General features: G+C 71.5%; 19 protein-coding genes and 1 pseudogene. 8 read left to right on the top strand and 12 right to left on the bottom strand.

Going from position 1 to position 23,301, the window contains the following annotated elements:
• The first annotated feature begins 261 nt into the window (after positions 1-261).
• Entirely contained in the window at positions 262-1,491 is a 1,230-nt protein-coding gene (locus QWI33_RS17815) for an ROK family transcriptional regulator (protein ID WP_289958492.1), read from the top strand.
• A gap of 24 nt (positions 1,492-1,515) precedes the next feature.
• On the opposite strand, the pseudogene QWI33_RS17810 reads toward QWI33_RS17815, so the two are convergent.
• Positions 1,516-2,670 (bottom strand): annotated as a pseudogene (locus tag QWI33_RS17810) (MFS transporter); the annotation flags it as partial.
• Between the two features lie 87 nt (positions 2,671-2,757).
• Between QWI33_RS17810 and QWI33_RS17805 the strand changes: the two are divergent.
• Complete coding sequence (locus QWI33_RS17805; RefSeq protein ID WP_289958491.1) at positions 2,758-3,213, top strand: winged helix-turn-helix transcriptional regulator; 456 nt, start codon at positions 2,758-2,760, stop codon at positions 3,211-3,213.
• Positions 3,214-3,219: 6 nt separating this feature from the next.
• On the opposite strand, the gene QWI33_RS17800 is transcribed toward QWI33_RS17805, so the two are convergent.
• The gene (locus QWI33_RS17800; protein ID WP_289958490.1) at positions 3,220-3,828 is read right to left on the bottom strand and encodes a dihydrofolate reductase family protein; all 609 of its coding nucleotides are present in this window, start codon (positions 3,826-3,828) and stop codon (positions 3,220-3,222) included.
• Complete coding sequence (locus QWI33_RS17795) at positions 3,816-4,430, bottom strand: Lrp/AsnC family transcriptional regulator (RefSeq protein WP_289958489.1); 615 nt, start codon at positions 4,428-4,430, stop codon at positions 3,816-3,818. Before QWI33_RS17795 ends, QWI33_RS17800 begins: the two co-directional genes overlap by 13 nt.
• 56 nt (positions 4,431-4,486) lie before the next feature.
• On the opposite strand from QWI33_RS17795, the gene QWI33_RS17790 reads away from it, so the two are divergent.
• A complete protein-coding gene (locus QWI33_RS17790; protein ID WP_289958488.1) occupies positions 4,487-5,701 on the top strand; it encodes a trans-sulfuration enzyme family protein in 1,215 nt (404 codons plus the stop codon).
• Here the strand turns inward: QWI33_RS17790 and sigJ are convergent.
• Entirely contained in the window at positions 5,640-6,554 is a 915-nt protein-coding gene (sigJ, locus tag QWI33_RS17785) for an RNA polymerase sigma factor SigJ (protein ID WP_289958487.1), read from the bottom strand. The two genes, QWI33_RS17790 and sigJ, sit on opposite strands and share 62 nt — an antisense overlap.
• Positions 6,555-6,700: 146 nt before the next feature.
• Between sigJ and QWI33_RS17780 the strand changes: the two genes are divergently transcribed.
• The gene (locus QWI33_RS17780) at positions 6,701-7,126 is read left to right on the top strand and encodes a YybH family protein (protein ID WP_289958486.1); all 426 of its coding nucleotides are present in this window, start codon (positions 6,701-6,703) and stop codon (positions 7,124-7,126) included.
• 47 nt (positions 7,127-7,173) lie between these two features.
• On the opposite strand, the gene QWI33_RS17775 is transcribed toward QWI33_RS17780, so the two are convergent.
• From QWI33_RS17775 to QWI33_RS17750, 6 genes are read right to left on the bottom strand one after another with little or no spacing between them, the layout of a single operon-like run.
• Positions 7,174-9,693 (bottom strand): glycoside hydrolase family 2 protein, encoded by a 2,520-nt coding sequence (locus QWI33_RS17775; RefSeq protein WP_289958485.1) that lies wholly within the window; start codon positions 9,691-9,693, stop codon positions 7,174-7,176.
• Positions 9,694-9,752: 59 nt separating this feature from the next.
• Positions 9,753-10,658 carry an ABC transporter ATP-binding protein gene (locus QWI33_RS17770; protein WP_289958484.1) on the bottom strand — a complete coding sequence of 302 codons (906 nt, stop codon included), beginning with the start codon at positions 10,656-10,658 and terminating at the stop codon, positions 9,753-9,755.
• On the bottom strand, positions 10,655-11,539 hold the full coding sequence (locus QWI33_RS17765) for an ABC transporter ATP-binding protein (protein ID WP_289958483.1): 885 nt from the start codon (positions 11,537-11,539) through the stop codon (positions 10,655-10,657). Before QWI33_RS17765 ends, QWI33_RS17770 begins: the two co-directional genes overlap by 4 nt.
• The gene (locus QWI33_RS17760; protein ID WP_289958482.1) at positions 11,536-12,588 is read right to left on the bottom strand and encodes an ABC transporter permease; all 1,053 of its coding nucleotides are present in this window, start codon (positions 12,586-12,588) and stop codon (positions 11,536-11,538) included. The genes QWI33_RS17765 and QWI33_RS17760 overlap by 4 nt, the downstream gene beginning before the upstream one ends.
• A 12-nt stretch (positions 12,589-12,600) precedes the next feature.
• Positions 12,601-13,590, bottom strand: coding sequence for an ABC transporter permease (locus QWI33_RS17755; protein ID WP_270113529.1), 990 nt, complete (start codon positions 13,588-13,590; stop codon positions 12,601-12,603).
• A gap of 27 nt (positions 13,591-13,617) precedes the next feature.
• A complete protein-coding gene (locus tag QWI33_RS17750) occupies positions 13,618-15,285 on the bottom strand; it encodes an ABC transporter substrate-binding protein (RefSeq protein ID WP_289958481.1) in 1,668 nt (555 codons plus the stop codon).
• A gap of 327 nt (positions 15,286-15,612) precedes the next feature.
• Between QWI33_RS17750 and QWI33_RS17745 the strand changes: the two genes are divergently transcribed.
• The 3 genes from QWI33_RS17745 (at position 15,613) to QWI33_RS17735 (ending at position 19,331) form a co-directional block, all read left to right on the top strand.
• A complete protein-coding gene (locus QWI33_RS17745; RefSeq protein ID WP_289958480.1) occupies positions 15,613-16,827 on the top strand; it encodes an ROK family transcriptional regulator in 1,215 nt (404 codons plus the stop codon).
• A gap of 231 nt (positions 16,828-17,058) precedes the next feature.
• Positions 17,059-18,264: an MFS transporter gene (locus QWI33_RS17740; RefSeq protein ID WP_289958479.1), complete on the top strand. Its 1,206-nt coding sequence runs from the start codon at positions 17,059-17,061 to the stop codon at positions 18,262-18,264.
• A gap of 89 nt (positions 18,265-18,353) precedes the next feature.
• Positions 18,354-19,331 (top strand): NAD-dependent epimerase/dehydratase family protein, encoded by a 978-nt coding sequence (locus QWI33_RS17735; protein WP_289958478.1) that lies wholly within the window; start codon positions 18,354-18,356, stop codon positions 19,329-19,331.
• Between the two features lie 1,543 nt (positions 19,332-20,874).
• Here the strand turns inward: QWI33_RS17735 and QWI33_RS17730 are convergent.
• Complete coding sequence (locus QWI33_RS17730) at positions 20,875-21,861, bottom strand: helix-turn-helix transcriptional regulator (protein ID WP_289958477.1); 987 nt, start codon at positions 21,859-21,861, stop codon at positions 20,875-20,877.
• 109 nt (positions 21,862-21,970) lie between these two features.
• On the opposite strand from QWI33_RS17730, the gene QWI33_RS17725 reads away from it, so the two are divergent.
• Positions 21,971-22,366 (top strand): RidA family protein, encoded by a 396-nt coding sequence (locus tag QWI33_RS17725; protein WP_289958476.1) that lies wholly within the window; start codon positions 21,971-21,973, stop codon positions 22,364-22,366.
• A gap of 49 nt (positions 22,367-22,415) precedes the next feature.
• On the opposite strand, the gene QWI33_RS17720 is transcribed toward QWI33_RS17725, so the two are convergent.
• Positions 22,416-23,159: an alpha/beta hydrolase family protein gene (locus tag QWI33_RS17720; protein WP_289958475.1), complete on the bottom strand. Its 744-nt coding sequence runs from the start codon at positions 23,157-23,159 to the stop codon at positions 22,416-22,418.
• Positions 23,160-23,301 lie beyond the last annotated feature (142 nt).

The raw sequence follows: 23,301 nt of genomic DNA, 5'->3' as shown, positions 1-23,301 counted from the left end.
GGGTGTAGGCGCTCTCTTCGCACTGTACTGCGCCCCAGCGACATCGGGGTTCAGCGAAGGGCACGGCCGGTTCGCGCGGCATCCAGTCGTCGGCGCACCTGGGCCGGGGGCCCGTAGGTCACGTTCGCTCCGTTCGCGGGTTCGCGGGCGGGCGCCTGCGATAGGTTCGACGCGGCTTCGCGCGCTTTCGCGGGCCCGAATCGGGGTGGATGCCCTTGTCGGTCTTCGAGGCCGAATCTTCGGCGAGATCTGGGAGTGCTCATGGCCGGCGTCCGGCTCACTTCACGCGATATCCGCAGCGAATCGCGGCTCGTAGTCGTGCGCGCCCTGCTCGCGGCGGGCGAGGCGTCCCGGAACGGGCTCGCCGAGGCCACGGGGCTGAGCCTCGGGACGGTCTCCACGATCGTCCAGGACCTGCTCAAGTACGGGATCGTCACCGAGTCCAGGCTGCTGGGCGGCGGCATCGGCCGACCCACGACCGGTCTGCGGCTCAACGCCGACCGGGGCCGGGTGGTCGGCTTCTACCTGGAGGACCGGTACTTGGAGGCGACCGTGTTCGACGCGGCGCTCGGAGAACTCACGACGGTCGAGGCGGTCTCCGACGAATCCGTTGCGGAGGCCGACGGGATCATCGCCTGGATCGACCGCACGCTCGACACCGCTCTCGAACGCGCGCAGGCGAAACGCGAGGACGTCATCGGCGTCGGCATCCTGCTGCCCGGCGGCATGCAGCGCCCGGTGAAGGCCGCGACGGCGCCGGACGCGATCTGGCTCCACCTCGACCGCGTGCGCGACACGCTCGGCCTCCCGGTCGTGGTCGACAATCCGCTGAAGGCCATCGCGACCGCGGAGCTGTGGCTCGGCGCCGGGCGACGGGTCGCGAACGCGGTCACCGTCAGCCTCGGGTTCGGGGTGGGCGCGGGCATCATCCAGGACGGCGCGATCGTTCGCGGCGCCACGAACGCGGCGGGCGAATGGGGCCACAGCCTGCTCGCATTCGAAGGGCGCCAGTGCCAGTGCGGCCGCATGGGCTGCGTCGAGGCCTACGTGGGCGTCCCGGGCATCCGGCGGACCCTCGCCGAAACCGCGCCGGACCACCCGCTCGCCGCCGAGCCCGAGGACGCCGAAGGCCCCGAAGGGTTCGACCTCATCGCGGCCCTCGCCGACGCCGCCGAGGCAGGCGACCCTGCCGCCGTCGCCGTGATCGATCGCAGCGCCCACTACCTCGGTGCCGCGCTCGCCGATCTCGTCGCCATCCTCAACCCGGAGGTCATCGCCCTGACCGGCTGGGCCGCATGGCCGACGTGGCGCGAGCGCGTCGCGCCGATCGTCCGGCGCCGCGTCCGTGAGGACTCCCCCGGCGACGCGGCGGCCGATCTCGAGATCGAGCTCTCGCCGTCGTGCGGGATGGAGGGCATCGCCGCGATCGCACTCGAACGGTTCATGCGCGACATCGGCCTGGTCACCACCAGGGTGATCCCGGCGCTCTAACGCGACGGGCACCGCGAGGGCGGCCTTTCGGGTCGCGGCCGCGACGAGGAGGCCGAGCAGTGCGTACGTCGCGCCGAGGATGCCGGCGGCGGTCCAACCCGCGGCGCTGTAGGCCCAGGCGGTGGTGACCGCGCCGAGTGCGGAGCCGAGCGAGTAGCAGGCCATGTAGGCGCCGATGACGGCGCTGCTCTGGTCCGGGCGGGCGGTGGTGAGCAGGTGCTGGCTGCTCACGTGGGCGGACTGCACCGCGAAGTCGAGGACGACGATGCCCGCGATCAGTGTCCACAGTGATGTTCCAGCTTGGGCGATGAGGAGCCACGAGGCGGCGAGCAGGGCGAGGGACCGGACGGTGACCGGGTGGGCGAGTCCGCGGTCGGCCCAGCGTCCGGCGCGGGCCGCGCCGAGAGCTCCGGTGAGTCCGGCGAGGCCGAACAGGCCGATCGCGGTGGTGCCCAGGTTCCAGGGCTCGTCGCCGAGCGGGAGCGCGAGACCGCTCCACAGGGTGCCGAACGAGGCGAAGAGGAAGAACGCGACCAGGCCGCGGCTGCGGAGGAGCCGGTCGCCGATGACCAAGCGGCCCAAGGAGGCGAGCAGATCGGCGTACCGGACGCCGGGGCGGGCCGGGTCGGGCTTCAGGGTGAGCCGGGCGGTGAGCGCGAGGGCCGCGCAGAGTGCGGCGAGCACGAGATAGACCGTGCGCCAGTCGGTCAGGTCGCCCAGCGCGCCCGCGATGACCCGCACGCCGAGGATGCCGATGACCACGCCAGAGGTGACCGCGCCGATGTTGCGGCCGCGTTCGCCCGGCGGCGAGGCCGCGGCGGCGTAGGCGACGGCCGTCTGGACGACCACGGCGAACAGTCCGGCCAGGGCGAGGCCTGCGATCGCGGCCCAGGCGCCGGGTGCGGCGGCGGCGAGGCCCGCGCCGGCGGCGGTGAGGAGCAGGTGGACGGTGATGAGGCGGCGGCGGTCGTATCGGTCGCCGAGCGGTACGAGGAGCACGAGCCCGGCGAGGTAGCCGATCTGCCCGGCGGCGACGAGCCAGCCGAGCGTCCCGGGGCTCAGGCCGAGGTCGTCGCCCGCGGTCTCGAGCACGGGCTGGATGCCGTAGACGGTGGACACCGCTGCCGCGCATACGAGTGCGAGCACGGTGCGCTGCCCGCCGGTCAGGCCTGGGGTCACGACTGCCTCCAATAGGTTTCATTTTGCAACCGATTGGAGCGTAGGGCATAATGGTTGCAGAATGCAACTCATCTGGGAGGGGTCTCGGTGGACGTCACACTCACCGCGGGCGGGGACTGGAGCGATCCGGCCTGCCCGGTCGCCCGCGCCGTCGACCTGGTCGGCGACCGGTGGAGTCTGCTCATCGTGCGCGACGCGATGGACGGGGCGACCACGTTCACCGAGTTCCGCCAAGGGCTCGGCATCGCCCGCAACATCCTCACCGACCGGCTCCGCCGCCTCGTGGAGCACGGCATCCTCGCCAAGAGCCCCGGCACCGACGCCCGCAGCCACACCTACCGGCTCACTCCGGCCGGACAGGACCTCTTCACCGCCGTTGTGGCCCTGCGGCAATGGGGCCAGCGCCACGCGTTCGCGGCGGGCGAGGCGCACTCGGTCCTCGTCGACGGGCGGGGCCGCGAGGTCGCCGAGCTGCGGGCGCTCGGCCGGGACGGGGAACCGGTCTCGGCCGAGACGACGCGCGTGCGGAAGGTCGGCGAGTAGGCGGCGTCAGTTGCGGACGCGGTAGGTCACGTGGGTCACCGCGGTCGCGGCGCGGACGCTCACCTGCTCCAGGCGCAGCGGCGGGACGCCGTCGAAGAGGCGCGGACCCGCGCCGATCGTGATCGGGACGATGTGGAGCCGCAGCTCGTCGATCAGCCCGGCGGCAAGATACTGGTTGACGGTGGTCGCTCCGCCCATGACGTGGATCTCGCCGTCGCCGGCGGCCTCGCGCGCCTGCGCCAGTGCGGATTCGATGCCGTCGGTGACGAAGGTGTAGGTGGTGCCGCCGTCCATCGGCTGCGGCTCGCGCGCGTGGTGGGTGAGCACGAAGACCGGGGCGTGGAAGGGCGGGTTGGGGCCCCACCAGCCGTTCCACTCGCGGTCCCATTCGCCTCGGATGGGTCCGAACATGTTGCGGCCCATGATGAACGCCTTCGAGGAGGTCATCTGGGCGATCTCCTCGGGGTTCTCCTCGGGGGTGTTGAACATCCAGGCGTGCAGCCGCTCGCCGGTGCCCTCGCCGCCGTCGTCGCCGAACGGGCGCTCCTCGGTCTGGTTGAGCCCGGCCGCGTAGCCGTCGGCCGAGATCGAGATCCCGCAGATCACCTTGCCCATGTGCGCGTCCTCCTTGATGGCTGGGAATTCAGGATCGCATCCCGGACCGACATCCCGGCCGGTAAGCGGGGCAGGACGCCGCGGCCTTCGCGCACCTCGAAGACCAGCTGCGTCTCGGTCTGGCGCACCACGGCGTGGGCGGTGACGTGCTCGAGGATGAGGTCGCGCAGCGCCTCGGGCCCGGCTACGGCCACGTGCAGGAGGAAGTCGTCGTCGCCGCCGACATGGAAGACCGTCATCACCCCGGGCAGTTCGACCAGCCGGTCGTAGAGGCTGTGGACATGCTCGCGGCTGTGGCTTCCCAAGCGCACCTTGATGATCGCGTGGAGCGGGCGGCCGAAGGCCTCGGGGTCGAGCTGCGCGGCGATGCGGGTGAGGACGCCGGATTCGCGCAGCGCCCGCAGGCGGTAGGCGCAGGTCGACTCGGCGACGCCCGCGCGGGCCGCGAGCGCGGCGTTCGTCATGCGGCCGTCCTCGACGAGCGCGGCGAGGATCGCCAGGTCGGTGCCGTCCAGCGTCCCGGACTGGGGTTGTGTTTTCTTCGGCCGCTCGTCCGCCATGCCCGCCTCGATCGCTGTTTCTTCATGGATTTCCGCACTCACTGCTGGTTCCTGCAGCAAGTATTGCGGGTTGTTGTGGTTCAGCCTACATTCTGGGCATGAACTCGCCTCGACTGCAATTCGACACCGTCGCGGTCCACGCCGGCCGCGAGGACCTGGCGGCACTCGGCGTGCACGCGCTCCCCATCGACCTGTCCTCGACGAACCCCCTGCCCGGCATCGAGGCGGGCGGCCTCTCCTACGAGGCCATGGCGAACGGCGGGACGCCGACCGCCGAAGGCGGATCGGTCTACCAGCGCCTGTGGAATCCGACCGTGGCGCGGTTCGAGACGGCGCTGGCCCGGTTGGAGCACGCGGAGGCCGCAGTGGCGTTCTCCTCGGGAATGGCCGCGATGACCGCCGCGATCCTCGCGGGCGGCCAGGGACGGCACATCGTGGCGGTCCGCCCGCTGTACGGCGGGACCGACCATCTCCTGTCCTCGGGGCTGCTCGGGACCGAGACGACGTTCTGTGCGGCCGAGGAGGTCGCGGGCGCGATCCGGTCCGACACGGCGATGGTCGTGCTCGAGACGCCGGCGAACCCGACGCTCGAGCTGGTGGACATCGGCGCGGTGGTCGAAGCGGCCCAGGGCGTCCCGGTGCTGGTGGACAACACGTTCGCGACGCCGGTGCTGCAGAACCCGGTGGATTTCGGGGCCGCGATGGTCCTGCACAGCGCCACGAAGTACCTCGGCGGGCACGGCGACGTGGTCGCCGGGGTGATCGCCTGCGGCGAGGCGACCGCGGCGGCGCTGCGGCGGGTGCGGGCGGTCACGGGCGGGCTGCTCCACCCCCTCGGGGCGTATCTGCTCCACAGGGGACTGACGACGCTGCCGATCCGGGTGCGGGCCCAGCAGGAGGGCGCGCAGCGCGTCGCCGCCTGGCTCGAGCGCCATCCGGGCGTCGCCCGCGTCCACTACCCGGGGAGCGACGGCGACCCGAAGGGGCTGCTGGGGCGGCAGATGCGCGGCACCGGCGCGATGATCGCGGTCGACCTGCGCGGCGGCTACGAGCAGGCCGCGCACGTCACCGCCGCGGTGCGGCTGTTCACGCACGCGGTGTCGCTCGGCGGCGTCGACTCGCTGATCCAGCACCCGGCCGCGCTGACGCACCGGCCGGTCGCGGCCCACGCGCGCCCGGCCGCGAGTCTGGTCAGGCTCTCGATCGGCCTCGAAGCGCCCGAAGACCTCATCGCGGACCTGGATCAGGCGCTCACGCCGCCGCTCGCCACGACCGCAGCTTCTCTGGATTCCGCACGCCCCACAGCCGCGTGATCCTGCCGTTCGCGGTCGCGAACGCGAACACGGCCGCGACCGCGCCGCCCTCCCGCATCACGAGGCCGGGCCGGCCGTTGACCGTGGCCTCCACCAGGTCCTGACCGGTCAGCTTGTCCGCGAGGGACACCAGGTAGGCGGCTATCGGCTCGGCGCCTTCGAGCGGGTGGAGGGTCGCTTTGACGAGCCCGCCGCCGTCCCCGGCGGCGAGGGCGTTCGGGTCGAGCAGGTCCACGAGCGCGGTCATGTCCCGGGACTCCCACGCGCGCTTGAAGTCCCGGACGGTGTCGGCCTGCCGGGCGTCCGGTTCGACCGGCGGCCCGGCGTCGCCGATCCGGCGGCGGGCCGAGGAGGCGAGCTGGCGGCACGCGGCCGGGGACCGGCCGACGATGGCCGCGACCTCGCTGAAGGGGTAGCGGAAGACGTCGTGGAGGACGAACGCGACCCGCTCGGCCGGGGTCATCGCCTCGAGCACGACGAGGAAGGCCATGCTCACCGATTCGTCGAGCGTGACGCGGTCGGCGGGGTCGGCCGGGGCCGCGCCCGATCGCCCGCCGAGCCATTCGCCGCCCGGGAGCGGCTCCGGGATCCACTCGCCCACATAGCGTTCGCGCCTGGCGCGGGCGGAACCCAGCTGGTTGAGGCAGATGCGGCCGGCCACGGTGGTCAGCCAGGCGCCCACCGACTCGACCGCCGCCCGCCCTTCGGGCGGCATCGAGTACCAGCGGACGTAAGTCTCCTGCACGGCGTCCTCGGCCTCGGAGAGCGAGCCGAGGAGCCGGTACGCCAGGCCGAGGAGCCGCTGCCGCTCCCCCATGACCGCTTCCAGTCCCGGGTCGTTTCGGTCCGTCATGGTGCCCCTTTCGCTGCCCGTGGTTCGTCCGTACTGGTTCGACCGTGCAGCCCGCGCGAATGTGAGGTCCGCCGCGGCGCCTCACATTCGCGAGGAGCGCACGGTCAGACCGGTACCAGTGAAACCGCCACAGGAATGGAGCCGCGATGCACACCAGCGAAGCCGAAGTGAGGGCGCTCTTGGAGGTCCGCGCCGCATGCAGCCGCGACAAGGACGCGGAGCGGCTCATGTCGCTCTACTCCCCCGACATCGTGTACGTCGACGTCGTCCCGCCGCTGCGGATCACCGGCCGGGAGGCCGTGCGCGCCAACTTCGAGCGGTGGTTCGGCGAGTACGAGGGCCCGATCGACCTCGAGACGCACGAGCTCACCGTCGAGGCCGGTGAGGACCTCGCCTACGCGCACATGATCCACCGCGACACCGGGACCGTGAAGGACGGCACCCTGCGCTCGATACTGGTGCGGTCCACGGTCTGCCTGCGCCGCATCGAAGGCGAGTGGCTGATCACGCACGAGCACATCTCGGTCCCGGTCGACCCGGCCACGATGCGCGCCTGGCAGCCCCAGGAGTGAACGCCGGCGGCCGGCATGCGAAGCGGCGCTTCGCATGCCGGCCGCCCTCAGCGCAGGTCGTTCGCGCAGCGCAGGACCCCGGCGAACGCGGCCGGATCACCGGAGGCCGAGCGGACGCGGATCTCGGCCGACTCCCCGGCGCGGAGCGTCAGCATCCCCTGCTCGGCGCGGGCGGCCGGGTCGACCTTGTCCGCGTGGCAGTACAGGTCCCGCACCAGCGAGGTCGCGGCCACGCGCAGCACGCAGCCGCCCGCGGCCGCCTCGGCCTGCACGATGAACGGGCGCGGGTCCAGGTCCTGGTCGACCACTTCGGCGCCGTAGTGGAACGCGGGCGCGAAGCCGTCCCCTTCGGCGCGGATGAACTCCGTCCGCGGATCGGTGTACGCCGCGACCTCGGCCGGCACGACGATCGTGGCGCCGTCGCGGGGGTCGACACTGGCGTCGACCACGGCCTTGGCGAGGACAGTGCCGTCGAAGGCCTCGCGGGTCAGGGTGAACGACCCGGTGTACGCCTCTTCCTTGTCGTTCACGAGGACCAGCGCGAGCTGGTCGAACTCGGGCACGACGCCCTCCCAGGCGTTCGCGAAGGCCTCCGCCGACGGGCGCGGCTGGAGCGTCGCCAGGCGCGGCGCGTAGGAGTCGCGCAGCGCGTGCCACAGCGGCTTGCGGTGGCCCGCGAAGTCGACCGCGGCCCAGGAGACCACCGGCCAGTTGTCGTTGAGCTGCCACATGATCGTGCCCGTGTTGTGCGGCGTGAGCGACCGGTAGTGCTCGACGCCGAAGCGGATCGCGTGCGCCTGGTTGAGCTGCGTCGTCCAGTGCCAGTCCTCGATGGACTGCGGGTCGGGCAGGTGACCCTGCCAGCCGCGTTCGAGCTTCTCGTTGCCGCGGTTGGCCTTCTGGTGCACGAGCATCTCCGCGCCGAACGGGTCGAGCGGCTCGTCGTGCACCACGGCGGTGAGGGTCGACCACGCGGGCGGGGACTGGAAGCCGAACTCGGCGACGAAGCGGGGCCGGTAGTCGGCGTACACCTTGTAGTCCACGCGGTTCCACACGTCCCAGACGTGCATCGTGCCGTACCGCTCGTCGTTCGGGTGGCGGTAGTCGCCGAAGGAGTGCGGGCTCGCGGGCGAGTACGGGCGGGTCGGGTCGAGCTCGGCGACGATGTCCGGGAGCAGCCCGCTGTAGTAGGCGTCGCCCCAGCCGCGGCCGCCGAGGCGGTGCGCCCAGTTCCAGTCGACCGAGCCCCAGGTGTTCTCGTTGTTGCCGTTCCACAGGACGAGCGAGGGGTGCGGGCTGAGCCTGGTGACGTTCTCGCGGACCTCGGCCTCGATCTCGGTGCGCAGCGGGTCGTCCTCGCTGTACGCGGCGCAGGCGAACAGGAAGTCCTGCCACATGAGCAGGCCGTGCTCGTCGGCGAGGTCGTACAGGTCGTCGGACTCGTAGATCCCGCCGCCCCACACGCGCAGCAGGTTGATGTTCGCCTCGAGCGCGTCCGCGACGCGCAGCGCGTACCGGTCGCGGTCGATCTCGGTGAGGAAGGCGTGGTCGGGGATCCAGTTCGCGCCGCGCACGAGGACGCGCTCGCCGTTGACCTTCAGGTGGAACGGCGCGCCCGCTTCGTCCGGCGCGGTGTCGAGTTCGACGGTGCGGAAGCCGACCCGGCCGTGCCAGATCCCGTACCCCACTTCGATGTCCACCTTGTACAGCGGCTGGTCGCCGTAGCCGACGGGCCACCAGCGGCGCACGTCGGGCACGTCAGAGACGACCGCGACGGCGTTCTGGCCGGCGGGGACGGTCGCGGCGGTCTCGAGGGGACGGCCGTCGGGGCCGGTGACGACGACCAGGGCCTCCACGTCCTCGTCGCCCGCCGCGCGCTCGACCTCGAGGTGGACGGTGAGGACGCCGTCGTGGCCGCCCTCGGCGTTCGCGAGCACGTCGACCAGGGGCCGGACGGCGGCGACCCGTGCGCCCGACCAGGATTCGAGGCCGATCGGCTTCCAGATCCCGGCCCCGGCGACGTCGACGCCCCAGTCCCACCCGAACGAGCAGGCCATCTTCCGCAGCTGGTTGTACTCGTGGTGGTTGGTGTGCGGCAGCGCGCCGTCGCGCTCGGCGCGGGCTACCGCCTCCGGGACGGGGGCCGCGAAGGTGACGGTGAGGGTGTTCGCGCCCTCGCGCAGCGCCTTCCGCACGTCCCAGCGGTAGCCGCGGTGCTGGTTCTCGGTGCTGCCGATCTCGATCCCGTTGAGCGACAAGGTCGCCACGGTGTCCAGGCCGTGCGCGACCAGGTCGTGGCGGGCCGAGCCGTCGTCGGTCCAGTCGAACTCGGTCGAGAACCGCCAGGCGGTGTCGCCGATCCACTGCTGCGCGGACTCGTTGTCCCCGTCGAACGGATCAGCTATGAGCCCCGCCCGCAGCAGGTCCAGATGGGCCTCACCGGGAACGGCGGCCGGGATGCCGTCCGCGAGCGGCGCGGCCACCGCCTCGGGGACATCGGCGGCGAGGTCGGCGGCGGTCAGCGTCCACCCCTCGTGGAGCGCGCGGAAATACGGCGGGTGGGTCACGGTGACTCCTCATGGTCGATGGGCGGGCTTCGTGAGGGGCGGTTCGGTGCGATTGGGGTTCAGTCGGCGCGCACGGCGGTCCGCGTGCCCGCGGCGGCCTCGCGCCATTCGCCGGCGAAGTGGTCGTAGCAGGTGCTGTTGTCGATCGCCTTGCGGTCCACGGCGGCCTCCGAGGTCACGCGGCCGGGCCGCTCCGGGTCGGGGGCGGCCAGCGCGAGCAGCTTCGTGTAGTCGTGGTGCGGGTCGAGGATCACGGCGTCGGAGGGGCCGCGTTCGACGACCCGGCCGCGGTAGAGCACGACGATCTCGTCGGAGAAGTGGCGTGCGGTGGCGAGGTCGTGGGTGATGTAGAGGACCGCGAGCCGGTCTTCGCGCTGGAGGCGGCCGAGGAGGTTGAGCACGCCGAGGCGGATCGAGACGTCCAGCATGGACACCGGTTCGTCGGCGATCAGGACCTGCGCGCCCGGGGCGAGGGCCCGGGCGATGGCGACGCGCTGGCGCTGGCCGCCGGAGAGCTCGTGCGGGCGGCGGGGCGCGATGGCCTCGGCCGGGGTGAGGTTGACGCGTTCGAGCATCTCGAGGACCCGCTTGCGGGTCTCGTCCTGGGTCTTGGTGCGGCCGTGGATCTTCAGGGGCCGGGCGATGTGGTGCTCGATGGAGTGGAACGGGTTGAGGGAGGCGAAGGGGTCCTGGAAGACCATCTGCACTTCGCGGCGGTAGTGGCCGTTCGAGACGGGGGTGCCGTCGTCGAGCAGGACCTCCACGGTGCCGGAGGTGGGGCGTTCCATGCGGGTGAGGATCTTCGCGATGGTGGACTTGCCGGAGCCGGACTCGCCGACGAGGGCGACGGTGCGGCCGGGGGCGAGTTCGAGGCTCACGTGGTCGACGGCGCGCAGGCGGGTGCGCTTGAGTCCTGACCGGAGCGTGTAGTCCTTGACGAGGTCGGTGATCTTGACGCTGGTCATGCTCGCTCCTCCGCGGTTTCGGTGGTCTCGTCTGCGCTGGTCTCGTCGATGCCGGTGCGGATGAACGCGCCGCGCTCCCCCGAGAGGCTCGGGAAGGAGCCGAGGAGCTTCCGCGTGTAGGGGTGGCGCGCGTCGCGGTAGAGGCGGTCGGCCGCTTCGAGTTCGACGATCTCGCCTTCGAGCATCACGGCGATGCGGTCGGAGATCTCGAGCAGGAGCGGCAGGTCGTGGGTGATGAAGATGACGGCGAAGTCGAGTTCGTCGCGCAGGCGCACGATCTCGCGGAGGATGTCGCGCTGGACGACGACGTCGAGTGCGGTGGTGGGTTCGTCCATGATCATGATCTGCGGTTCCAGGAGCATGGCCATGGCGATCATGACGCGCTGGCGCATGCCGCCGGAGAGTTCGTGCGGGTAGGAGGCCAGGCGGCGGGGGTCGACGCCGACGCGGGTGAGGACGTCCTCGGAGCGGTCGCGGATCTCCTTGCGGGACATGCGGGGCCGGTGGGCGAGGAGGGTGTCCTTGAGTTGCGCGCGGACGGTGGTGACGGGGTTGAGGGCGTTCATGGCGCCTTGGAAGACCATGGAGAGCCGCTCCCAGCGGAAGGCGCGGAGCCCGGCGTCCTCGAGGGCGAGGATGTCGATGTCGCCTTCATCGCCGTGGAAGGTGATGCGGCCGGAGGCGATGCGCGCCGGCGGGCGGTGGAGGCGGTTGACGGCGTAGGCGAGGGTCGTCTTGCCGCAGCCGGATTCGCCGGCGAGGCCGAGGATCTCGCCGCGGTGGAGGGTGAGGTCGGCGTTCTTGACGGCGGTGATCGGCTCCTCGGTCTCGTAGACGACGGTGAGGTCTTCGACGGTGAGCACGGGTTCGGCGGTCTTCATCGGACGGTCTCCTCGTTGCGCGGCGCGGCCTTCCGGGGTGCCTGGCGGGGCGCCTTGCGCCCGGTGCGGGCGAGTTCGCGTTCGAGGCGGAGCGCGCGGCGGGCGCGTTTGCGGTGCAGGCGGGTGTTCTTGAGCTTGGGGTTGATGATCTCGTCGATGGAGAAGTTGATGAGGGCTAGGCCCATGCCGAACAGGGCGATCACGAGGCCGGGCGGGACGAACCACCACCAGGCGCCGAGCGGGAGCGCGAAGCCGTTCTGGGCGTAGAAGAGCATGGTGCCGAGGGTGGAGGAGTTGGAGGCGCCGAGGCCGATGAAGGAGAGTCCGGCCTCGCCCAGGAGCGCGGAGATGACGGCGAACACGAACTGCGAGGCGATGACCGGCAGCAGGTTCGGCAGGATCTCGACCACGATGACGCGCCAGGGCCGCTCGCCGGAGACCTGGGAGGCGGCCACGTAGTCGCGGTTGCGCACCGAGAGGGTCTGGGCGCGCAGCACCCGGGCCGAGCCGGCCCAGCTGGTGATGGCGAGGACCAGCGCGATCGTCCACAGTCCGCGGCTCTCGCGGGGCACGAAGCCGGAGATCACGATGACCAGCGGCAGGCCCGGGATGACCAGGGCGACGTTGGTGAAGAGGGAGAACGCCTCGTCGACGATCCGGCCCCGGTAGGCGCCGTAGATGCCGAAGAACGCGGAGAGGATCGTGGCGAGCACGCCGACGATGAAGCCGATCTGGAGCGATCCCCTTGTCGCGTAGGCGAGTTGGGCCATCACGTCCTGGCCGGTCTGGGTGGTGCCGAGGATGAATTCGCCCGTGGGCGCGGTGAGGCCCTGGTCGCGGATCTCGGTCGGGTCGCCCACGAGGTAGGGGCCGACGAGGCCGAAGAGGGTGATGCCGCCGACGAGGATGAGGCCGACGGCGAGCCAGGGCGTCATGGTGGGCAGGAGCATCCGCCAGCCCGAGCGCGGGGCCCTGCCGGTCTCGGCGGCGGCCTCGGCCAGCAGTTCGGCGTTGTCGCCCGCTGCGGGGGCGGTCGATGGGTTGGTCACGGCGGTCTCCCTTCAGTTCCGGGCGCGGGTGCGCGGGTCGATGACGCCGTAGAGGAGGTCGACCACGAGGTTGGCGCCGAGGACGGCGAGGGTGATGAAGAGGAACACGCCCTGCATGAGCGCGTAGTCGTTGTTCTGGACGGCGCCGAGGAGCCGGTTGCCGATGCCCGGGTAGGAGAACACCTGCTCGGTGATCACCGAGCCGGTGACGACGAAGCCGAGGGAGAGTGCGAACCCGGCCACGGAGGGCAGGACGGCGTTGCGGGAGGCGTAGGAGCGCAGGATCTTGCGCGGGGTCAGGCCTTTGGCCTCGGCCGTGAGGATGTAGTCCTCGGACAAGGTGGAGACCATCATGTTGCGCATGCCCAGGAGCCAGCCGCCGATGGAGGCGAGCACGATCGTGAGCGCGGGCAGGAAGCCGTACTGGATCGCGGAGGCGATGAACTCCCAGTTCCAGCCGGGGGTGAGCACCACGTCGTAGCCGCCCTGCATGGGGAACCAGCCGAGGACGCGGGCGAGCAGGTAGGTGAGGAGCAGCGCGAGCCAGAAGTACGGCACGGCCGCGAGGAGCGTCGTGGCGGGGATGAGGGAGTCGAGCCAGGTGCCCGGCTTCCAGCCGACGAACGCGCCGAGCGCGACCCCGAGGACGGCGGCGATGATCGTCGAGAGGCCGACGAGCACCACCGTCCACGGGATCGACTGGCTGATGACCTCCGAGACGGGGGCCGGGTAGTAGCTCACCGAGACGCCCAGGTCCCCTCGGAACATGTTGCCGAGGTAGTCCCAGTATTGCGTCCACAGTGGCCTCGAGTCGTCGCCCCCGAGGAGGAGCGCGTACGCCTTCCTGGTCTCGGGGCTGACCGCGCCGCCGCGCTGCTGGAGCTTGGCGAGCAGGATGTCGACCGGGTTGCCCGGCAGCATCCGCGGGATCGCGAAGTTCAGCGTCAGCGCCGCCCACAGGGCGATGGCGTAGAAGCCGATTTTGCGCAGGAAGTAGCTCACGGAGTCCTCCTTCGGGGGCGACTGCGGCTAGGAGGCCGGCTCGAGGTGCTTGAAGATCTCGGCGGCGTCCCACGCCGACCAGACCGCCGGGAAGGCGTACAGGTCGTCGTCGGAGGGCCAGCCGGTGAACTTCGCGGTGTTCCACACGCTCGTGGTGCCGCCGGTGAGGATCGGGATGAACGGCATGTCGCGCACGATCTCCGTGTGGATCACGTCGAACTGGGCCTGGCGGGCGGGGTCCTCAGGGGACAGCAGCGCCAGGTTCGCGACCGCCTCGTCCACCACCGGGTTGGCGTAGCGCGAGTAGTTGTTGCCCGCGGTCTCGCCCACCGGCACGCCGGAGACGAAGAAGTAGTTGTAGACGTAGTACGGGTCGGGCGCGGGGCCCTGCCACAGCGAGTCGATGGCCAGCTGGAAGGTGCCCGAGCCCTTCTTCTCGGTCCACTCGTTCCAGGAGGACTGCGCGGCCTTCACTTCGATGCCGGCCTCCTTCGCCTGGGAGGCGATGGTGTCGACGGCGGTGATGTAGTCGGTCCAGCCGGTCACGACCTCGACGGTGAGCGAGAGCCGCTCGCCGTCCTTGGCGTAGATGCCGTCGTCGCCCTTGGCCCAGCCGGCGCCCTCGAGGATCGAGGCGGCCTCGGCGGCGTTCGGCTCCATCGGCACCGTGGGCTCGGCGATCGAGGCGCCCACGTACTCGTCCTGGCTCGGGGTCAGCGCGAAGGTCGGCGACATGTCGCTGGCGGTGTCCATGAACGCGAGGCTGTTGAGCTGCGTGCGGTCCATCGCGTAGTACAGCGCGCGGCGCACGGCCGGGTCGGTCTGCGGCCCTTCGCATCCCTGCTCGGCGCTGGCGCAGGTGGAGAGGACCATCTGGTTCTGCCACTGCGTGTACGCGTCGTAGTTCGGGAAGTTCTCGTGGGTGTTCTGGATGTCCGGGATCGGGCCGGTCTGCCAGTCGATGGTGCCCGCGGCGATCGCATCGGCGCCGGCCTGGTTGCCGGAGAGCGCGAGGAAGCGGATCTGCTTCACCTTCGGCTCGCCGCCCCAGTAGTCGGGGTTGGACTTGTAGGTGAACGCCTGCGGCTTGAAGTCGTCGAGCAGGTACGCACCGGTGCCGACGGGCTCCTCGTTGACGTCCTCCGCGGGGTTGACGTCCTTCCACAGGTGCTCGGGCACGATCGGGGTGCTCATGAAGTCCGGGCCCTTGACGAACGCGGGCGCGGCGAAGGTGAAGGTGACGTGCGTGTCGTCGACCGCGACGACCTCGCCGTCGAAGCCGCCGTTGTTGATGGCGGGGTTGTCCTTGATCATCCCGAAGGTGAACGCGACGTCGTCGGCGGTGAACGCCTCGCCGTCGCTCCACTCGACGCCCTCGCGCAGCGTCACCGAGAGCTCGGTGCCGTCCTCGTTCCAGGCCTGCTCGGTGCCCAGGAGCGGGACCGGCTCGGCGACCTCGGCCTTGTTGTAGAAGAACAGGGATTCGTAGATCGTGCCGAGGGCGCCGATCCGCGTGGGCGAGAACGGGTTGAAGTTGATCTGGTAGTCGCCGGCCTGGCCGGTGTAGGCGATGAGCGTCGAGGGGTCGCCGCTGCCGCCGGAGCCGCCGGAGGAGCAGCCGGTCGCGAGCAGGCCGAGCGCGGCCGCTCCCGCGACCAGCGCAGCGGCACTGCGCCTTCTGAGTTGGAGAGACATCGTTGTCCTTTCAGGACCGTGAGGAGGGAGTTCCCACGGGACGGAGGGGTGGCGTCCGCGCCGGGCGCCGAGTTTATTATTGACGCGTTAAATTAAACGTGTCAAGAAGTAGTTCATGTCAATGCACGAATGCGTTCGGGCAGGAGCGCGCACGGCCGCTTCGGCGCCAGTGCGCAGCCGCCGAGGCGGTACCCCCGCCGGGCACCACGCCCGGTCGCGGGCGCCGCTGCCCCGAGGCAATCCGCTCGGTGCGTCCGCGCCGGGCAAGTATGGTGGTGCGGATCGGTCGCCCCAGGCAGACGGCCGCGCCAGGCTCAGGAGGTCGCAGTGAGGTCGTTCGGCTCGGACACGCGGATGTCCACGCTGGCCGTGGTGCTCGACCTCATCCGGGAGCGCACCACCGTCAGCCGCGTGGAGCTCGCGGAGGCCACCGGCCTGACGCAGGCGACCATGACCCACGCCGTGCGGCGGCTCATCGCGCTCGGCATGGTCCACGAGGTCGGCACCGCCCGCTCGGCCCGCGGCACACCGCGGCGCCTCCTCGAACTCCAGCCCGACGCGCGGCACATGGTCGGCGTCCAGTTCGACCGCTACACGGCCCTCGGCGTCGTCGTCGACCTCGCCGGGCGCGTGGTGGCGCAGACGGCAATGCCAGGCTCCGGCGACCGCGACCCGGGCGCGGTGCTCGCCGACTACGCCGCGAGGATCGAAGGGCTGCTGCAGGACTCGGGCGTGCCGCGCAACGGCGTGCTCGGCATCGGGCTCGCGACGCACGGGCCTCAGGACCGCGACGCGGGCGTGCTGCTCACCGAGTTCCCCTCCCCCGCCTGGCGCGGCTACCCCCTCGCCGCCGAGCTCTCGGCGGCCACCGGGCTCCCGGTGCGGATCGAGAACGACGCCACCGCCGCCGGGCTCGGCGTCCAGGCGCAGGGCAGCGCGTCCTCGAGCTTCGCCGTCGTGTTCATGTCCGGCGGCATCGGCTCCGGCGTCATCCTCGACGGCTTCCCCTACCGCGGCGTGACCTCGAACGGCGTCGAACTCGGCCATATCTCCGTCGACGCCCTCGGCGAGGTCTGCGGCTGCGGCAACCGCGGCTGCCTCGAGATCGTCGGCGGCCCGAACGCCGTGGTCCGCAACGCCCAGGCGCACCCGGGCCTGAGCGGGCGGCTCGACCTCGATGGCGACCAGCTCGACGCGTTCATGGCGATCGGCCGCGCCGCGCTCGCGGGCGACCCCGACGCCGCCGCGATCATCGACGACTCCGCGCAGGTGCTCGCCGTCGCCACCGTCTCGCTCGTGAACATGTTCGACGTCGGCCGCGTCGTGCTCGCCGGGCGGGCCTTCGCCGACCTCGGCCCGCGCTACCGGGACGCGATCCAGGAAGTGCTCGACCGCGCCGTCTTCATGCGCCAGGTCCACAACGTCCAGGTCGAACTCGCCGACGACGTCTCCCAGGCCCCGGCGATCGGCGGCGCCGCCATGGTGCTGCGGAACTTCCTCGAGTCCTCGGGCCTGCGCGACCGCGACACCGCGACCGGCTGAACCGAACACCGTCGCGGTGGCCGGCTCGCCCGCGAGCGGACGCGCCGCAGTCCCCGGACAGGACCGGGCCGATCGAGCCCCGCCTCCCCTTGCGCCGGAGGGAATCCCGTACCTAGACTGAGGCCGCCCCGAACGCACGACCCCCTTCACCTCGGCCACTCGAGCGGCCCCGTTCGGCGCACCCCCGACCGTTCCCCCGAACGGCGCACGAAGCGACCGAGGTGAACCCAGATGACCATACTGTCCGATTTCGACAGACGATCGGTGGCGGCGCTGCTCGCGCTCGCAGTGGCCGCGTTCTGCTACGTGACCGTCGAGACCGTCCCCGTGGGACTGCTCTCCGAGATCGCCGCCGACCTCGACGTCTCGCCCTCCCGTGTGGGACTCCTGGTCACCGGCTACAGCATCACCGTCGCCGTACTCACGCTGCCGCTGGTCAAACTGGTCGCCAACGTGCCTCGCCGCCCGCTGCTCCTCGCGCTCATGGCCGTCCTCGTCGCCGCGACCGCGCTCTCGGCCGCCGCCCCCACGTACGAGCTGCTGTTCGCGGCGCGCGTGGCGACCGCACTCAGCCAGGCCGTGTTCTGGGGCATCGTCGCACCGGTGGCCGCCGGGATGTTCCCCGCCCATGTTCGCGGGCGCGTCATGGCGGTGGTCTTCACCGGCGGGTCCATCGGACCGATGCTCGGCGTACCCGCCGGCACCTGGCTCGGCCAGGCCGCGAACTGGCAGACCGCCTTCCTCGCCTTCTCCGGGCTGGGCATGATCGCGCTCCTCACCCTCGTGATCGCCCTGCCCTCCAAGCCGACCCGCAACGAGCACGCCGGGCGCGGCACCACCCCGGACGCCCGCCAGTTCACACTGGTGCTCGTCACCAGCTCGCTCGCGGTCGCCGGGTTCTTCGCCGCGTTCACGTACACGTCGACGTTCGTCACGGTGGTCGCCGGGATGTCCGCGGCGCTGCTCGGACCGCTGCTGCTGGCGCGCGGACTGGCCGACTTCGGCGGCATCGCCGCGGGCGGCGCCCTCTCCGACCGGAACCAGCGGCTGGCCGTGATCCTGCCCGTCGGCCTGCTCGCCGCCGCCATGCTCGCCATGTTCGCGTTCGGCACCGACCCCTGGGCCGCCGCCGCGACCATCATGCTCACCGGGCTCGCGATGGGCGCGCTCATCCCCGCCCTGCAGAACCGGGTCATGGAGTTCGCGCCCGGCAGCACCGACACCGCCTCGGCCGGGAACTCGATCGCGTTCAACATCGGCATCGCCCTCGGCTCGTCCCTCGGCGGCCTCACCCTCTCCCAGGCGGGGCCGCGGGGCACCGCGCTCACCGGGGCGGCGCTCGCACTGGCGGCGTTGGCGTTCGCGGCGTCGATGAAGGCCAGCGCCAGGATCGAGGCGGAGCCGGCCCCCGACCGCGCCGAGGCCGGCGAACACTGAGCACGCCGGGGCCGCGGCCGAACCCCTGGCAGGGCCGCCCGGCCACCGGTACACTTCGCCGCGTCGCGACCTGATAGGAGAACCACAGCATGCGCATCGTCGTCATCGGCGGCTCCGGCCACATCGGCACCTTCCTCGTCCCGCGCCTCGTCCGCGCCGGGCACGACGTGGTCAACATCAGCCGCGGCACCAGCACCGCCTATGCCGACGCACCCGAATGGGCCGAGGTGCGCCAGGTCGTCGCCGACCGCGAACGCCAGGACGCCGAGGGCGTCTTCGGCGCCACGGTCCGCGACCTCGAACCGGACGTCGTCGTCGACCTCGTCTGCTTCACCCTCGCCTCAGCCACCGCGCTCGTGGAGGCCCTGCGCGGCACCGGCGCGCACCTGATCCACTGCGGCTCCATCTGGCGGTACGGCAAGAGCCGCAAGGTCCCCATCGACGAGAGCGGCAGCGGGGCCGAAGCGCCGCTCGACGAGTACGGGATCCAGAAGGACCGGATCGCGCGGATGCTCAAGGAGGAGACCGCGAACGGCGGCCTCGTCACCACCTCGATCCACCCCGGGCACATCGTCGGCCCCGGCTGGCACCCGATCGGCCCGCTCGGCAACCTCGACCCGGACGTCTGGACGGCCATCGCGGACGGCAAGCCGCTCCAGGTGCCCGGCAGCGGCGCCGAGACGATGCACCACGTCCACGCCGACGACCTCGCCCAGGCCTTCCAGCTGGCCGCCGAGCACCGCGACGCCGCCGCAGGCGAGGACTTCAACATCGTCGCGCCCACCGCGCTCAGCGTCCGCGGCTACGCCGACATCGCCGCCGCCTGGTTCGGCCGCACCGCGAACCTCGAGCCGGTGAGCTGGGACGAGTTCCGCGCCTCCACCACGGCCGAGCACGCGCAGGTCTCCTGGGGGCACCTCGACCGAAGCCAGTGCTTCAGCATCGAGAAGGCCAAGGCCCGCTTGGGATACGCCCCGGCGTACGAGCCCGAGCAGGCCGTCCTCGAATCGTTGCGCTGGCTCATCGACAACGGACGACTCGAAGTGCCGCACCGACTCAAGGTCTGAACCCGCCGCGTCCTGTGCGGCGGCTCCAGTCCAAAGGCCCGCCAAGTCCTGCACCACCGAAATGGAACTGGGCTGGACTGGGCTGGACTGGGCTGGACTGGGCTGGACTGGGCTGGGCTGGCCTGGGCTGGCCTGGGCTGGACTGAAACTGGCTGGACTTGATTCTGCTTGGGCTACAACCGATCAGCGACGGCGACAGCAAGGACCAGGTCGGGGCAGGACACCGACGCGAGGACTGGTGGCAGTCAGAGCGGTCAACGACGGTGAAACGGGTGCCCGGGTTCGAGTGCGTTGCCGTCGTTGCGGTCGTCCTCGGGCCATCCGCCGAGGCTTGGGTCGTTGAAGCCGCCATGGCGGCAGGTGGGTGGTCGGTGGCGGTCAAAGCAATCAGCGAGGACGAGGGTATGGCCAGGTCCGGGGCCGCTGCCGTCGCAGAGGCCTCACTTGGGACCCCGCCGAGGGCCCTGGAGCGGCTGGCGGCGATGACCGGCTGGCGTTGTCGTCGCACGGCATCGCAATATGGCTGGCTGGTGGTGTGGCGAGGCACCGCGATGGCCGGCCGGTTGTGGTTCGGGGTTGCAGTGAGCGGCCCGAAGCCGCGGTGGCTCTCGCTGCGCCGGTCCATGGGCATGGCCGCGTCCTTCATGTCGTGTCACCTCCTTTCGCTGTGCCGTAGTTGATTGCGCGAAGCATTGGTGCGCTTCGCTTTGGCGTGAGGCCGTTGCCTGATCACGCCGTACCTGCCGGGGAGGATGTTCGTGCCCTTCGTGCCTGCGGGACCGGTGTGGTCGATGGCGATTCGACTCCTGGTGCTCGTTCCCTCCTTCCTCCTTCCGGGGTCCCGACCTGGAGGCAGGGCCTCTTGCGCGCATGGTGGCGCCCGGACGGGGGTGGTGGTCTTGCTTTCGCCATGGACGTGTCGGTACTGCCGGGCAGAGTCCTCAATTGCTCAACCTGGCACATGCCGTTCGCGCTGGCGGGTCTGGCTTGGGTTGAAGCGCCTCCGAGTGAGGTGCTTCCTTCTGGTGAGGGTGATCCGGACCAGGATCGTCCACCCAGTCACGGCCCATCGGGGGCGCGGACAGCTGCGGGCGATGGCACGGGGATGAGATCTGGAACCCCCCATGGGGGCTGAGCGCCTCGAAACAAGTCGGTTTGTCGGTTCGGCCAGAGGCTTGGCTTAGTCTGCTTACACCAGCCCCGACACCTGTACAAATTTCCTGTCCCTGTACGTAACTCAAGTATCCCTCGAACAGCCCCCGACCGTCATCACCCACAGGCGTACAAGACCCTCACGTTCCGCCCCGGTCCCACTACGCCGCAAGGAAAGACGCCCGCGTTCGCGAGTCGCCACCCCGGCCCCACCGCGCCACCGCACCGCAAGCCAAGACGCCCCCGGGCGCGAGCGCCGCCCCGGCCCCACCGCACCACAAGCCAAGACGCCCCGTCCATGAGTCCCCGCCCACCCCCGAACGAACCCGCAACCCCGCCACCGAACCGCACCCCGACCTCACCTCTTCGTCGCCGCCCGCTTGAACCCGGATTAAGAACCCACCCCACCGTGGACACGGCCGTAACAGGCGGCCAGCGCCGCAGCCCGCGCGTGCAGCGCATCCCGCAACGACTGCGGCGCAAGGGCTTCGGCGTCCGTCCCGAGCTGCCACAGCGCCCATTCGGCGTGCTCGGCGTCCTGGTAGGTGACCTCGAGCCGCACGCGGCCGTCCGGCTCGGGGGCCTCCGCGCGCACGGCCACCGCCGACTGCAGGAGGTCGTCCCGGCGACCCGGGTCGACCCTGACCTGCACGGTGAGGTGCCCCTCGGCGAGGAACCGCGCGCACCGCTCCTGCCAGATCCGGTCCAGATCGAGCCGGTCCGGCCGCTCGGCCGGTTCGGTGAGCACTTCGGCCGCAAGGCAACGCGAGAGCCGGTAGGTGCGGTCCGCGCCGGAGCGGGTGGCCAGCAGGTAGGCGCGGTCGCGCACCGTGACCAGGCCGAGGGGGTCGACGGTGCGCCACTGCGGCTCCTCGCCGCTGGCCGCGTAGTGGAGGCGCAGGCGCCGTCCCGCCAGCACGGCGCGCCGGACCTCGTGCATGACGGCTTCGGGGACCGCTTCGGCGGTGTGCCGCCGCGAGAGCAGGTCCGTCTCGGGTTCGACCAGGAACCGCCCGGCCGCCTCCCCCACCGCGGCCTGGTGGCGCTCCGGCAGCGCGTCGACCACTTTGCGCATGGCCGACGCCAGCGCCGAGCCCAGGCCGAAGGCTCGCTCGCCGCTCCCCGAACCGGCGGTCAGGAGGGCCAGGGCCTCATCGTGGTTGAGCCCGGTGAGCTCGGTCCGGAATCCGGGCAGGAGCGCGAAGCCGCCGTGGCGGCCGCGTTCGGCGTAGACCGGGACGCCCGCGGCGGAGAGGGCTTCGATGTCGCGCAGCACGGTGCGGGTGGAGACCTCGAGTTCCCCGGCGAGGGTCTCGGCGGTCATCCGGCCGCGCTGGCGCAGGAGGAGGACCAGGGAGACCAGGCGATCGGCGCGCATGCGGAAACTCTACTGGAATACCTGACACTAGATGTCGTGATTGGGTGCGAGGCTCTGTTCCACGGCGGCAGCGTGCCGCCGATGTGCATGGAATGGAGCCGTTGTGGCGATGGAACGAACCGCGGTCAACCCGGTGGACTGGTCGCTCGCGCTGGGGTTCAACCAGGGCGAGCTGGTGTCGGGGCAGACCCGCACGCTGTACTGCTCGGGCCAGACCGCGATGGACGGCGAGGGCAAGCCGCAGCACGAGGGCGACATGGCGGCGCAGCTGGCGCTGAGCCTGGACAACCTGGAGGCCGTGCTCGCCGCGGCGGGAATGTCGCTGTCGAACCTCGTGCGGCTCAACGTGTACACGACGGATGTGGACCTGCTGTTCCCGCATTACGGGGTGCTGGCCGCACGCCTCGGGGCGGCGCAGGCGGCGCCGGCGACCACGATGCTCGGGGTGGCGCGGTTGGCGGTCCCCGGCCAGATGGTCGAGCTCGAGGGCACTGCCGTCGCGTAAGGGAGCGCCGCTCCCCGTGCCGGGTCTCCGGCCCGGGGAGCGGGCGTGCTCACATGTGGCGCAGGAGGAACGCTTCGGTGAGTTCGAGCAGGTGCTCGCGGGCGGGGACGGTCTCGAAGCCGTGGCCGACGCCGTTGAGCTTGTGGTATTCGAGCTGGGACTCGTAGAGGTCGTGGTAGCCGTCGAAGACGCCGGGGCCGAAGACGTTGTCCTCGGAGCCGGCGGCGAGGAGTACGGGGCCGGTGTGGCCGCGGGCGTCGGCGAACGCGTCGATGGTCTCGGCGTCGTCGGCGTAGCGCTTGAAGATCGGGGTGCCGCCGAAGTCGTCGTAGCCGTGCTCGGCGATGACGGCCTGCCGGTGCTTGGTGACTTCGGCGTCCACGGCGATGGCGGCGGGGGCCCACAGGGCGAGCGAGCGGACCTGGCGCTTGGCGGCGGCGAGCGAGGCGGTCAGGCCGCCGAGGCTCATGCCGAGCAGGGAGAGCCGGTCGGCATCGACGCCGCTGTGGGCGCCGACCGCGTCAAGCACGGCGAGGACCTGCGAGACCTGGTCGGAGACGGTGATGTCGCCGTACTCGCCGTCGGATTCGCCGCCGCCGGCGAAGTCGAAGCGGTAGGCGGCGACGCCGCGTTCGGCCAGGCGCCTGCCCAGGCGCACGAAGGTGTGGCCGAACTCGGTCCGGTTGCCGGAGAAGCCGTGGCACAGGACGACCGCGGGTGCGGGGGCCTCCTGCGGGAGGTGGAGGGTGCCGCGCAGGGTGCGGCCTTCGTGCTGGACGTTCAGGGGTTCCATGCCGCGAAACGTAGCATTCCGAAAAGCTTTCGCCTGGCCGGTCGGCCGGCTCGCAGCGGGCGGGCCCGGCCGCGGCGAGGGGAGGTCGCCGGGGCCGGGCCCCCCCCGGGGGGTTGACCAAACCCCCCCCGGGGTGGGCGGG

The organism is Glycomyces tritici (genome assembly GCF_030403505.1).
The sequence above is the reverse complement of the archived record's forward strand: the minus strand, read 5'-3'. Positions and strand labels throughout refer to the sequence as shown.